Below are 12,728 nucleotides of genomic sequence, written 5' to 3'. Positions count from 1 at the left end.
CCCCACAGGCACAGCGCCGAGACACCCGCCACGCCGCCCAGCAAGCCAAAGAAACCCGCGGGGCCCAGCGGGGCCCACCAGTGGCCGAGCCAGCCCGAGGCGAAGTTGCCCGCGAAGGCGGCGAGGAACCAGGCGGCGATCATCGTTGCCGCCATGCCCCGCGGCGCCTGCCGCGCGAACAGCGCCAGGCCCGTCGGCAGGATGAACAGCTCGCCCACGGTGTAGAGCAGGAAGAACACGAACACCCACGCCGCCGGAACGAGCCGGCCCCCGCCGGGCCCGGCAGCGAAGGCCAGCAGCAGGAAGGCCCCGCCCACCGCTGCGGCTCCCAGGGCCATCTTGCGCAGGGGCGCGGGCTCGCGGCCCTGCCTCGCCTGGCGGCGCCAGCCTGCCACCAGCAGCGGCGTGAACAGGAAGACGAACAGCGGATTCAGGCATTGCACCCAGGTCGCCGGCACCTGGAAGCCGAGCAGTTCGAGATCCACCGCCTGGTCCACCCAGAGGGCCACGGTATTGCCGCTCTGCGCATAGGCGCTGCGGAACAGCACCACCGCCAGCCAGATGCCCAGCAGCAGCATCAGGGCGGCGGCGTTCAAGGGCTGGCCGTCGCCCGGCGGTGCCCGGCCCGCCTGCCGCACCGGAGGGCGATCGGACGCCGGCAGATGACGCTGCCCCGCCATGTAGATCGCCAGCCCCAGGCACATGCCCACGCCCGCCATGCCGAAGCCCCAGTGCCACCCATGGACCTCGCCCAGCGTGCCGCAGACCAGCGGCGCGAGCAGGCCGCCCAGGTTCACGCCGACGTAGTAGACGTTGTAGGCGCCGGCGCGGCGCGGGTCGTCCTCGGCATAGAGGTCGCCGATCTGGCTCGGCAGGTTGGGCAGGAACAGGCCGTTGCCCACGCAGATCAGCAGCAGCCCGGTGTAGAACTGCGCCTCCCAGGCCAGCGCGAAATGCCCCAGCGCCATCAGCGTGCCGCCGATGAGGATGGCGCGGCGCTTGCCCAGCCATCGGTCGGCGACGAAGCCGCCGGCGATCGGCGTCAGGTAGACACCCCCGGCGTACAGGCCGTAGACCAGCGAGGCGTCCGCCTGCGTGAAGTGCAGCTGCTTGGTCATGTAGTAGACCAGCAGCGTGCTCATGCCGTAGAACGAGAAGCGCTCCCAGGTCTCGGTGAGGAAGAGGATGGTCAGGCCCGGCGGCTGGCCGAACCAGGTGCGTTCGCTGCGGCTCATTTCACGCGCACCCCGCCCTTGATGACGGCGGCAGGCCGCTCCAGCACGCGCACGTCCGCCAGCGGATCGCCGTCGACGGCGACGAAATCGCCATAACGCCCGACCTCGACGGCACCGACATCGCCCTCGCGCCCCAGCGCCTGCGCCGCGTTGCGCGTGGCCGCGCGGATCGCCTCCAGCGCCGGCATGCCCCACTCGACCATCTTGGCGAACTGCAGCGCGTTCTGCCCGGCCGGGAAGACGCCGCCGTTGTCGGTGCCGAAGACCATCTTCACCCCCGCCTGCCAGGCTGCCCGGAACGTCTGCCGCTGCTTCAGGCCGATCTCGCGCTCCTTGGCGAGCGACTCCTCGTACATGCCGTTCCTGGCGCCCTCGGCGAGGATGTAGTCGTCGTTGTAGATGTCCATGGAGAACCAGGCGCCGTGGGCCCTCGCCAGCTTGAACGAGTCCGCGTCGGCGAGGCTGGCGTGCTCGATGGTGTCCACGCCGGCGCGCAGCGCGTCGTTGATGCCGGCCGTGCCGTGGGCATGCGCCGCCACCTTCAGGCCAAGCCGGTGCGCCTCGTCGACGGCCGCCCTGATCTCCTCGAAGTTCATCTGCTGGGCGCCCGGCGCATCGGTGCGCGAGGTGACCCCGCCGGTGACGCAGAGCTTGATCACCTCGGCGCCGTACTTGCGCACGCGCCGCACCAGTTGCCGGAAGCCGTCGGGGCTGTCCGCGATGCTCGGCAGCGGCACCGCCGCGAAGCTCGGCGGCAGGCCCTCGGTGATGTCGCAATGGCCGCCGGTGACGCCCAGCGCGTAGGTCGCCGGCACGATGCGAGGGCCCGGGATGTAGCCGCCCTCGATGGCCTGCTTCAGCCCCACGTCCGCGTAGTCGAAGGCGCCCACGTTGCGCACGGTCGTGAAGCCGGCCTCCAGCATCGCCCGGGCATTGCCCGCACCGACGGCCACCCAGAAGCTGTCGGTGTAGTCGCGGTAGCGGCTGCCTTCGATGCGCGCATCGGCCGACAGATGGACGTGCATGTCGATCAGGCCCGGCAGCAGCGTGCGGCCGGGCAGCTCGATGCGTTCGGCCCCGGCCGGGATCGCGGGGTCGCCTTGCGCGAGGACGGCGCGGATGCGGCCGTCGACGACGACGATCGCGGGCTTCTCGACCATGCGGCCGGACAGCACGTCCAGCATGCGGTCGGCGCTCACGACGACGGGAGGCGCGGCCATCGCCGCGCACGCCCATGCGGCGGCCACGGCTGCGCCCAGCAGCCTTGCTGTCTTCATCATGGAATGGGTTCCTGGGTTGGGGAGCTCAGCCCTTCGGCCGGCTGATGCGGATCTCGTCGCCGCGGGTCTGCACGTCGAGCTGGAAGCTGGCGCCCAGCAGCCGCGCGAAGGCGTCCACGTTGCTGGCATCGAAAACGCCGCCGATCTCGATGCGCGCGGCCTCGGGGTCGTCGACGATCAGCTGCCGGTGGTTGTAGCGGTTGAACTCGCGCGCGGCGTCGCCGATCGTGATCTGGTCGAACACCAGCTTGCCCTGCAGCCAGTTCAGGTCGGCCTCGATCTGCTTCGGGGTCTTGTGCGTCACCAGCACGCTGTCGGGCTCGGCGATGGCCGCGTCGTTGCGCGCCAGCACCGTCGGCGGCGCCTTGCCGGCCGCCACCTGCACGCGGCCCTCGGAGACCTGCACGCGCACGTCGTCGCCATCGCGCCGCACGGTGAACTTGGTGCCGAGCACGGTGATGTCGTGCCGCCCGGCATGCACGACGAAGGGGTGGGCGGCGTCGTGGGCGACCTCGAAGTAGGCCTCGCCGCCTTCGAGCCACACCTCGCGCCTGTCGGCCACCAGCGCCGCGCGCACGCGGGTGGCGGTGTTCAGCGTCACGCGCGAGCCGTCCTTCAGCGCGACGATCTCTCGCGCGCCGACCTCGGTCTGGTACTTCTGCCCGCCCGGCGCCAGCGTCGGGCCCAGCGTCAGCAGCAGCAGCACGCAGGCGAAGGCCGCCGGCACGCCCACGGCCCACCGCGACAGACTCGACCGACCCGACGGACGCAGCCAAGCGCCGCGCCGCGCGGGCGTCTCGGCTGCACGCTCGGCGGCCGTGGCGCGGGCATGCTTCATCACCACCATCCGGTCGGCCTCGCGCCAGGCCGCGTCCAGGCGCAGCCAGGCCACGCGGTGGTCGGTCGACGCGGCGACCCACGCGTCCAGCGCCGCCTGGCGCTCGGGCGTCCAGGCGCCGCCGGCCAGCGCGCGGTCACGCTCCGCGATCCAGTCGGCGGCGCGTTCCTCGATCTGCTTCAGGGCGCTCATCGGCACTGCAGCCCTCCCTCGCGGCGGCACCACGGATTCATCTCGCATGCTTCAGAGGACGAATGGCTTCTGGAAATCCGGTACATCTCAATGCTCCTTGCGGCCGCGCGTGCGCGTGCCCAGCGCCTTCGGCCCGCGATCGCCGACCTCCAGCCCCACCGCCGCCATCGCATCCGCCAGCGCGCGCACGCCCTTGGACACCTGGCGCTCGACCGTGTCCTCGGTGATGCCCATGCGCTCGGCCACCTCGCGCTGGCTCAGTTCGTCGATCTTCCTCAGCTCGATCACCATGCGGCAGCGCGCCGGCAGCTTCTCCAGCGCGGCCTGCAGGAAACGCAGCGCGCCGCGGGCCGCTGCGTGGCGCTCCGGGCCCAGTTCCTCGACCGGCTGCGGCAGCGCGTCCATCTCCGCGTAGGACTCGAAGGACACCACCTGGGCGCGGCGCGCGCGGTCGATCAGCAGGTTGCGCGCGGTGGTCAGCAGGAAGGCCTGGGCGGACTCGGGCCGGAAGGTGGCGCAGGCGTCGAAGACCTTGGCGTAGACCTCCTGGCGCAGGTCGGCGATCTCGTCGCCGTCGCGCCAGTTGCGGCGCAGGAAGCGCTCGAGCACGCCTTCGAGAGGCAGCACCTCCCGAACGAACCACTCGCTGACGTCACCCTGCTCCACGCATGCCCTCCACAACAATCCGGCGTGAAGATACTGGGGCGCGAGGGGCCGCACAACGGGAAAAGGCGCACACGCAAAAATATTCCGGGCGCGTACCGGATTTGCCGCCGGGCCTCGTCTTCACCGGGGCGCGAACCGCCGAGCCCTGGGGAAAACACGGTTCGCCGAGAATATTTTCGCGATCGATACCGGAGCGGCCGCGCAGCCCCGTCTCAGCTTGCATGGGCACTGTCGCCCCGACGAGGTCAACGATGAAATCCAGGCAACGCGTCTCGAAAACAATGTCCCGCTGGCTCGCCGGCGGCCTCTGCGCGGCCGTGCTGTGCGCCGCCGCGCAAGGCCAGGCCGCCCGCCGCTTCGACATCGCGGCCGGCGACCTGAAGGCCGCGCTGGAAGCCTATGCCGCGCAGTCGGGCGTGCAGCTGATCTACAAGCTGGAGGACGTGCGGGGCCGCACCACCAAGGGCGTGCACAGCGAGCTGCCGCCGGCCGATGCCCTGCGCCTGCTGCTGGAAGGCTCCTCGCTGTCGGTGCGCACCGATGCCAGCGGCGCGATGATGCTGTTCGCCGAGCCCGCGGCGCCCAAGGAGGAGAAGCGCACCGAGGTGATGGACACGGTGACCATCGTCGGCGCGAACAAGCGCCCCGAGGTGAGCCACGACATCGCCGGCAACATCACCTCGTTCTCCGGCAAGTCGCTGGAGGAGAACGGCATGAAGGCGGCCGAGGACGTGTTCCAGCGCGCGCCCGGCGTGCAGACCAACAAGGGCGATCCGGACCTGTCGATGCCGACGATCCGCGGCGTCGCCACCGCCACCAACGCCAACACGATCGGCCTGCAGCAGTCGACCACCGGCGTCTACATCGAGGACGTGCCCTTCACCGACCCGATCGCCGTGAACTCGACGGCCGACCTCGCGCCCTTCGACCTCGAAGGCATCGACATCCTGCGCGGCCCGCAGGGCGCGCTGTACGGCTCGTCGTCGCTGGGCGGCGCGATCCGCTACACGCTCGCCAAGCCCAACCTGAAGGACATGGAAGGCACGCTGCTGGTGGACCTGGCCGCGCCGAGCACCGGCGGCAGCAACCGCTCGGTCTACGCCATGGTCAACGCCCCGCTGAAGACCGACGTGGCGGCGCTGCGCGCCGTCGCCTACGACCGGCACGAGGCCGGCTACATCGACAACACCGGCACCGGCGTCAGGAACGCCAACAGCCTGCACCAGCGCGGCGGCCGCCTGATGGGCGCGGTCAAGCCCGACCCCACGCTGAAGATCTCCGGCTTCTACCTCTATCAGGACACCTCCATCGCCGACGGCTTCGCCGTCTCGCCGTCGTCCGACCAGCTGAGCATCAACACGCCGACGCCCTCCACGCGCGATGGCAGCTTCTCGCTGGGCCAGTTGCTGATCGAGAAGCAGCTGGCCGGCCTGACCCTGACCAGCAGCACCGCGCAGCTGGTCAAGCGCGTCCACGCGCACAGCGACGTCACGAAGAACTGGACCGACATCGGCAACTTCGCCGACTTCCCGCTGCTGCCCGAGGTCTCGGGCCCCTCGGACTCGCGCACCCGCGCCTTCTCGCAGGAACTGCGCGTCTCGGGCGCCATTCCGGACAAGCTGGCCTTCGTCGCGGGCCTGTTCTACCAGCGCTACCGCGCCAACTACAACGCCCGCTACGACGCCCCCGGCGGCGCGGCCCTGTTCGGCGCCGACCTGATCCCGAACGACGTGCTCTACACCGAGAACGACACCACGCGCACGGTGGAGAAGGCCGTCTTCGCCGACGTGGAGTTCCAGGTGACCGACCGGTTCAGCGTGGACGTCGGTGCGCGCTACTACCGCAACTCCCAAAGCTCGGCCTACGACTCGCACCTGCTGGATGCGCTGTTCGGCGCCCTGCCGACGATGACCGTGGACAACGCCCAGTCCGGCGTGACGCCCAAGCTCAACGTCAAGTACAAGCTGGGCAATGCGCTGTGGTACGCCACCGCCTCCGAGGGCTACCGCTTCGGCGGCGTGAACCCGGGCACCGACGTGGAGTACAAGTCCGACAAGCTGTGGAACTACGAGACCGGCTTTCGCTACTTTCCCGCCAAGAGCCTGAACCTCGACATCGACTACTTTCGCGTGAACTGGCGCGACGCGCAGCTGAGCGCCCTGGTCGGCAGCGGCGCCACCGCCGTCAACGGCATCCTCAACGTCGGCAAGGCCACCATCGACGGCGTGGAGATGAAGCTGGTGTGGAAGCCGGCGTCCGGCCTCACGCTCAACTCCTCGCTGGCCTGGATCGACGCCGTGACCGCCATCGATTTCACCGCCTCCAGCGGCACGCTGGTGCCCGCCGGCACGCGGCTGCCGGGCACGGCACGCTTCCAGTCGTCCAACGAGATCGACTACCGCTTCGCGGGCTTCGCCGGCAGCCGCGGCCGGGTCGCGCTGAGCCACAGCTACGTGGGCGCGCGCAAGTCCAACCTGGACCGGCCCGGCATGCTGGACTCCTACCAGGTCTTCGACCTGCGCACGAGCTTCGCCTGGGACAGCTACGAGCTGAGCGCCTACGTCAACAACATCGGCAACAGCCGCGGTTCCAGCGGCGGCTCGCGGGTGCGCTCGCTGGGCGGCAACTACTTCAACGTCTACTACCCGATCAAGCCGCGCGTGGTGGGCGTGAGCCTGCGCTACGACTTCTGAACGGCCGGGACATGAGCATGATGCTGCTGCAGCGACGCCGCTGGCGTGCGCTCCTCGCCGGCCTGTGCCTGCTCGCCGCGAGCACGGCGGAGGCGGCCGAGGGTGCGGGCTCCCTCGATCTTCAGCTGGTACCGGGGCCGCACGCGGTTGGCCTGCGGGTGGTCCAGCAGTACGACTTCTCGCGCACCTACAAGAGCGCCGAGCGGGCGCGGCCGGTGCAGACGCTGGTCTGGTATCCCGCGCGGCCGGGCGGCTCCGCGCTGCGCTATGGCGACTACGTGGCGCTGATGGCCAGCGAGGATGATTTCTCGGCGGCGGCCCGCGGCGCCGCACCACCGAGCCGCCGCGCTGCGGCGCTGATGGCCGCGGCCGGCCAGCCGATGCGTGCGCTGCGCGACGCGCCGCCCGAGCCCGCCCGCTTCCCGCTGGTGATCTACGCGCCGAGCTTCGGCGCCACCGCGATCGAGAATGCGGACCTCTGCGAGTACCTCGCCAGCCGGGGCTTCGTCGTCATCGCCAGCGCCTCGCTGGGCGCGCACACCCGGGCGATGACCGGCGACATCGAAGGCGTGGAGGCGCAGGTCGGCGACATCGAGTTCCTGATCGGCTACGCCCGCGCGCTGCCGCAGGTGGATCCCGCGCGGATCGCCGTCGTCGGCTTCAGCTGGGGCGGCCTGGCCAACGTCGCCGCGGCCGCGAAGGACCCGCGCATCCGCGCGCTGGTGAGCCTGGACGGCACGGTGCGCTACGACAACGACACCGTCCAGGCGATCAGTTATCTCACGCCCGCGCGGATCGAGGTTCCCTGGCTCTATATCGCGTCGCGGCCCGCGACGCTGGAGCAGATGAACACCGACCGGCAGTACTACGACATCTCCCGAAACTTCCTCAACGAGGCGGGTTACGCCGACCTCTACATCGGGCACATGGCCGCGATGGCGCACGAGGATTTCTCGTCCTTCTTCCTGCGCGTGCTGCCGGACACTTCCTTCATGGAGGGCTATACCCGGCAGGAGGCCGCCGTGGCGCACAGCTGGGTGGCGCGCTATGTCGAGCGCTTCCTGGCCGCCGCGCTGGATGGCGATGCGCCGGCCTCGGACTTCCTCGGCCGCGAGCCCGAGGCGAACGGCGTGCCCCGCCACTTCATGCGCATGCTGGCCCGCACGGCGCGGGCCGTGGTGCAGAAGGCCGAGGCCACGATCCGCGCCGACGACATGCTGCGCCACGTCCAGGTGCTCGCTTCCGACGAGTTCGAGGGCCGCGCGCCCGGCACCCGCGGCGAGGCGCTGACGGTGGACTACATCGAGCGCGAGTTCGCGAAGCTGGGCCTCGCGCCCGGCAACGCCGACGGCCGCTACGCGCAGCCGGTGCCGATGCTGGGCATCACGTCCAGCCCGTCGATCACGCTGAAGGCGGGCGGCAGCGCCGAGACGCTGGACTGCCCGAAGGACTGCACCGCCTGGTCCGTGCGGCCCGGCGAGCGGACCGTCGTCGATGCCTCGGAGCTGGTCTTCGTCGGCTACGGCATCTCGGCGCCGGAGTACCGCTGGGACGATCTCAAGGGCGCGGACCTGCGCGGCAAGACGCTGGTGATGCTGATCAACAACCCGCCCGCCTTCAAGGGCAGCGAGATGACCTACTACGGCCGCTGGACCTACAAGTTCGAGCAGGCCGCGCGGCTGGGCGCAGCGGCGGCGATCATCGTCCACGAGACGAAGGCGGCCGGCTATCCGTTCGAGGTGGTGCAGCACACCTGGGGCCATGAGAACCTGGGCCTGGCGAGCACGGCATCGCGCCATCCTTCCGTGTCGAGCTGGGTGACGCAGGACCGCATGCGCGCACTGCTCGCGTCGGCCGGCTTCGATCTCGATGCGCTGAAGCGGGCCGCGCAGTCGAGCGAGTTCAGGCCCGTCCCGCTGGGCATCGAGGCCCGCTTCGACGTGCGCCAGCGGATCGCCCCGGTCGAGTCGCGCAACGTGGTGGCGAAGATCCCCGGCTCGGACCCGGCGCTGCGCGACGAGGCCGTGGTCTACACCGCCCACTGGGACCACCTCGGCATCGACCCGGCGCTGCCCGGTCCGCGCACGAAGCAGATCTACCACGGCGCGCTGGACAACGCGGCCGGCGTGGCGGCGCTGTTGCAGCTCGCCCGCGCCTACAAGGCGCTGCCCGTGCCGCCGAAGCGGACCATCGTCTTCATCGCCACCACCGCCGAGGAGCAGGGCCTGCTCGGCGCGCAGCACTATGTCGCGCATCCGGCCGTGCCGCTGGACAGGACCGCGCTGGCGATCAACATCGACGTGCTCAACGCCTACGGTCGCACCCGCGACCTGCGCATCATCGGCGCCGGCAGGAGCGACGTGGACGATCTCGTGGTCCGCGAGGCCGCCGCCCAGGGCCGCCAGGCGCTGCCGGATGCCAGCCCCGAGCTCGGTTCCTTCTTCCGCTCCGACCAGTTCGAGTTCGCCAAGGCCGGCGTGCCGGTGCTGTTCGTCAAGGCCGGCACGCAGCTGGTCGGCAAGCCCGAGGGATTCGGCGAGGCCGCCAAGCGCGACTACGTGGCCCACCGCTATCACCGCGTGGACGACGTCGTCGATGCGCGCTGGGACCTGTCCGGCGCCGTCGAGGACCTGCAGCTGCTCTTCCGCGTCGGGCTCGACGTGGCCCAGCGTGCGCAGCGTCCGCAGTGGCGGCCCGATGCCGAGTTCCAGCGCCCCTGACCTGAACGAGCCTCGCATGCAACGCCCATTCCATCGCGGCCTCGCCGCTTCCCTCGCCCTCCTCTTCGCCGCCGCGTCTGCCGCCGCCGCCGACGCCGACGATCCGAACCTCTGGCTCGAACAGCTCGACAGCCCCGACGCCCTGCGCTGGGTGCAGGCCGAGAACGAGAAGACCCGCTCCGTGCTGGAAAGCGATCCCCGCTTCGCCGGCTTCAAGGCGCAGGCGCTGGCCATCGAACAGGCCGGCGACCGCATCGCCTCCCCGCAGCGGCTTGGCGGCGGGCTGTGGAACTTCTGGCAGGACGCGGCCCACGCGCGCGGCGTATGGCGCGTGACCACGCCCGCGAGCTACGAGGCCGCGGGCGGCTCACCGGCCTGGACGACCGTGCTCGATCTGGACCGCCTGGCCGCGGACGAGAAGACCGGCTGGGTGTGGAAGGGCGCCCAGTGCGAGCCGCTGCGCGAGCGCCGCTGCCTCGTCGCGCTGTCCGACGGCGGCGAGGATGCGCTCACGCTGCGCGAGTTCGATCTGCGCGAGCGGCGTTTCGTGCCTGGCGGCTTCGAGCTGCCGCGCAGCAAGCAGAGCGTAGCCTGGGAGGACGCCGACTCCCTGGTCGCGGCGCGCGCCTGGGCGCCGGGCGAGATGACGAAGTCCGGCTACCCCTTCGTCGTCAAGCGGCTGCGGCGCGGGCAGCCGCTGTCGGCCGCCACCGAGATCTTCCGCGGCGGCCCGGACGATGTGCGGATGAAGCTGCGCTCGCTGTCCGATGCGCAGGGGCGCCGCGCCGTGATCATCCAGCGCGGCCTGAGCTTCTTCGACTGGGACAACCTGCTGGTGATGCCGGGCGGCGTCAGGCGGCTGGCGCTGCCCGCCAAGGCGCTGGTCGTCGCGCTGTACGACGGCCAGCTGATCGTCAAGCTCGACGAGGCCTGGCCCGCCGCGGGGCCGCAGTTCGTCGCCGGTGCGCTGGCGGCCGTGGACCTCGCGCAGGCGCGGCGTGCGCCCGATGCCCTGCGCGCCCGGCTCATCGTAGCGCCCACGGCGCGGCAGACGCTCGATGACGTGGCAGGCACGGCCGATGGCCTGCTGGTCACGCAGCTCGACCATGTGCGCGGCCGCGCCAGCCTGTTCCGCCGCTCGCCGGCGGGCGCCTGGTCCGCCACGCCGGTCGCGCTGCCCGACGACACCGCCGTCCAGATCAAGGACGCCTCGCCGCACGCGGCCGGCGCCTACCTCTCTGTGGCCGGCTACCTGCAGCCGCCGGGCCTGTGGCGGGTGGACGGCCGGGGCGCGCGGCTGTTGCGCGCGCTGCCGGCGCGCTTCGATGCCTCGGGCCTGGCGGTCGAGCAGTTCGAGGCCCGCTCCAGCGACGGCGTGGCGATCCCGTACAGCGTGGTGCATCCGAAGAGCCTGCCGCTCGACGGCAGCCACCCGACGATCCTGCATGCCTACGGCGGCTTCGCCGTCTCGCTGGCGCCGAAGTACGACGGCGCGATGGGCAAGCTGTGGGCGGAGCGCGGCGGTGTCTACGTGGAGGCCAATATCCGCGGCGGCGGCGAGTTCGGCCCGGCCTGGCACGAGGCAGGCCTGAAGACGCGGCGGCAGATCGTCTACGACGACTTCGCCGCCGTCGCGCGCGACCTGATCGCCCGCGGCTTCACCACGCCGCGGCGCCTGGGCATCATGGGCGGCTCCAACGGCGGGCTGCTGGTGGGCGTCGAGATGACGCAGCATCCCGAGCTGTTCAACGCGGTGGACATCGCGGTGCCGCTGCTGGACATGCTGCGCTTCGAGCAGATCGCCGCCGGCGCGCTGTGGGCCGGCGAGTACGGCTCGGCGGCAAACGCCGACGAGCGCGCCTTCCTCGCCGGCATCTCGCCCTACCACCAGCTGCGCCGCGACCAGGCCTACCCGCGGCCCTTCGTCTGGACCACCAGCAAGGACGATCGCGTCGGCCCCCAGCACGCCCGCAAGTTCGCGGCCCGGCTGTCGGACTACGGCATCCCGTACTACTTCTACGAGTTCACCGAAGGCGGCCACAGCGCCGACGCCAACCTGGACGAACTAGCCCGCACGCTGGCCCTGGAGTACGTCTACTTCTCCCGCCAACTGATGGACCGCTGAGCCTTGCCATGCCCATGACCACCCAGGCGATCGAACTGGACTGCCGGATCCTCTCGCCGGCCTTGCTCGAACCGGTGCGCATTGCCGGCAAGACCTTCGAGGAGATCCCCTGCCTGCAGGTCGAACTGCGCTGCGGCCCGCACCGCGGGCGCGGCGAGGCGGCCGGCGTCTTCTACATGAAGGACGATCCCGCCGGCATGCCCGCGCAACTGGAGCGCCTGCGCCCCGCACTGCGCGAAGGGCTGGACCGCGAGCAGTTGCGGCGCCTGATGCCGCCCGGCGGCGCCCGCAATGCGCTGGACTGCGCGCTGTGGGACCTGGAGGCCCGGCAGACCGGCCACCCCGCCTGGCAGATCGCCGGGCTCGATGAACCCCGCCCGATCCGCACCGCCTTCACGCTCAGCGCCAACGATCCCGAGACGATGGCCAGGCGGGCAACCGTCGGCCTGCACGGCCAGGGCGACACACTGAAGCTCAAGCTGACCGGCGACGCACCGCTGGACATCGAGCGCGTGCGCGCCGTGCGCCATGCGCGGCCGACCGTCTGGATCGGCGTCGATGCCAACCAGGCCTATACGCCGGCCTCCATCGAGGCGCTGCTGCCCGCGCTCGCCGCCTGCCGCGTGCAGTTGCTGGAGCAACCCTTTGCGCGCGGCCGCGAGCAGGACATGGCGGCCATCGACTTCCCCATGCCCACCGCAGCCGACGAGAGCTGCCTGGACCTGCGCGAGCTGGAGACGCTGCCCGGCCGCTTCGACATGGTCAACATCAAGCTCGACAAATGCGGCGGCCTGACCGAAGGCCTGCTGATGGCCCGCCGCGCACGCGAACTGGGCCTGCGGGTGATGGTGGGCAATATGGGTGGCACCAGCCTGGCGACGGCGCCGGCCTTCCTGCTGGGGCAGCTGTGCGACGTGGTCGATCTCGACGGGCCGACCCTGCTGGCGCAGGAACACGGCCCGGCGGTGCGCTATGCGGG

8 protein-coding genes are annotated in these 12,728 nt (G+C 71.2%); 4 read left to right on the top strand and 4 right to left on the bottom strand.

Annotation, left to right across the window (positions count from 1 at the left end):
* From B0W88_RS23865 to B0W88_RS23850, 4 genes are all read right to left on the bottom strand, one after another.
* On the bottom strand, positions 1-1,235 hold a 1,235-nt coding region (locus B0W88_RS23865; RefSeq protein ID WP_077037116.1), incomplete at its 3' end, for a peptide MFS transporter.
* A complete protein-coding gene (locus B0W88_RS23860; protein ID WP_077037115.1) occupies positions 1,232-2,515 on the bottom strand; it encodes an amidohydrolase family protein in 1,284 nt (427 codons plus the stop codon). The genes B0W88_RS23860 and B0W88_RS23865, both read right to left, overlap by 4 nt.
* A 25-nt stretch (positions 2,516-2,540) precedes the next feature.
* Entirely contained in the window at positions 2,541-3,545 is a 1,005-nt protein-coding gene (locus tag B0W88_RS23855) for a FecR domain-containing protein (protein WP_077037114.1), read from the bottom strand.
* 87 nt (positions 3,546-3,632) lie between these two features.
* Positions 3,633-4,211 carry an RNA polymerase sigma factor gene (locus B0W88_RS23850; RefSeq protein ID WP_077037113.1) on the bottom strand — a complete coding sequence of 193 codons (579 nt, stop codon included), beginning with the start codon at positions 4,209-4,211 and terminating at the stop codon, positions 3,633-3,635.
* A gap of 281 nt (positions 4,212-4,492) precedes the next feature.
* Between B0W88_RS23850 and B0W88_RS23845 the strand changes: the two genes are divergently transcribed.
* The 4 genes from B0W88_RS23845 to B0W88_RS23825 all read left to right on the top strand — a co-directional run.
* Positions 4,493-6,904 (top strand): TonB-dependent receptor, encoded by a 2,412-nt coding sequence (locus tag B0W88_RS23845; protein WP_077037112.1) that lies wholly within the window; start codon positions 4,493-4,495, stop codon positions 6,902-6,904.
* A gap of 11 nt (positions 6,905-6,915) precedes the next feature.
* The gene (locus B0W88_RS32695; protein WP_144006917.1) at positions 6,916-9,624 is read left to right on the top strand and encodes a M20/M25/M40 family metallo-hydrolase; all 2,709 of its coding nucleotides are present in this window, start codon (positions 6,916-6,918) and stop codon (positions 9,622-9,624) included.
* A gap of 16 nt (positions 9,625-9,640) precedes the next feature.
* Positions 9,641-11,749 carry a prolyl oligopeptidase family protein gene (locus tag B0W88_RS23830; RefSeq protein WP_077037111.1) on the top strand — a complete coding sequence of 703 codons (2,109 nt, stop codon included), beginning with the start codon at positions 9,641-9,643 and terminating at the stop codon, positions 11,747-11,749.
* Positions 11,750-11,757: 8 nt separating this feature from the next.
* Positions 11,758-12,728: dipeptide epimerase (locus B0W88_RS23825; RefSeq protein ID WP_077037110.1), on the top strand; the 971-nt coding region annotated here is incomplete at its 3' end.

The sequence above is a fragment of the Pelomonas sp. KK5 genome (assembly GCF_001984095.1).
Classification (GTDB): Bacteria; Pseudomonadota; Gammaproteobacteria; order Burkholderiales; family Burkholderiaceae_C; genus KK5.
The sequence above is the reverse complement of the archived record's forward strand: the minus strand, read 5'-3'. Positions and strand labels throughout refer to the sequence as shown.

Excerpts from the sequence above, each read along its gene's own strand:
- B0W88_RS23860 (WP_077037115.1), bottom strand. The coding sequence starts at position 2,515 with ATGATGAAGACAGCAAGGCTGCTGGGCGCAGCCGTGGCCGCCGCATGG.
- B0W88_RS23855 (WP_077037114.1), bottom strand. The coding sequence starts at position 3,545 with ATGAGCGCCCTGAAGCAGATCGAGGAACGCGCCGCCGACTGGATCGCG.
- B0W88_RS23845 (WP_077037112.1), top strand. The coding sequence starts at position 4,493 with ATGTCCCGCTGGCTCGCCGGCGGCCTCTGCGCGGCCGTGCTGTGCGCC.
- B0W88_RS32695 (WP_144006917.1), top strand. The coding sequence starts at position 6,916 with ATGAGCATGATGCTGCTGCAGCGACGCCGCTGGCGTGCGCTCCTCGCC.
- B0W88_RS23830 (WP_077037111.1), top strand. The coding sequence starts at position 9,641 with ATGCAACGCCCATTCCATCGCGGCCTCGCCGCTTCCCTCGCCCTCCTC.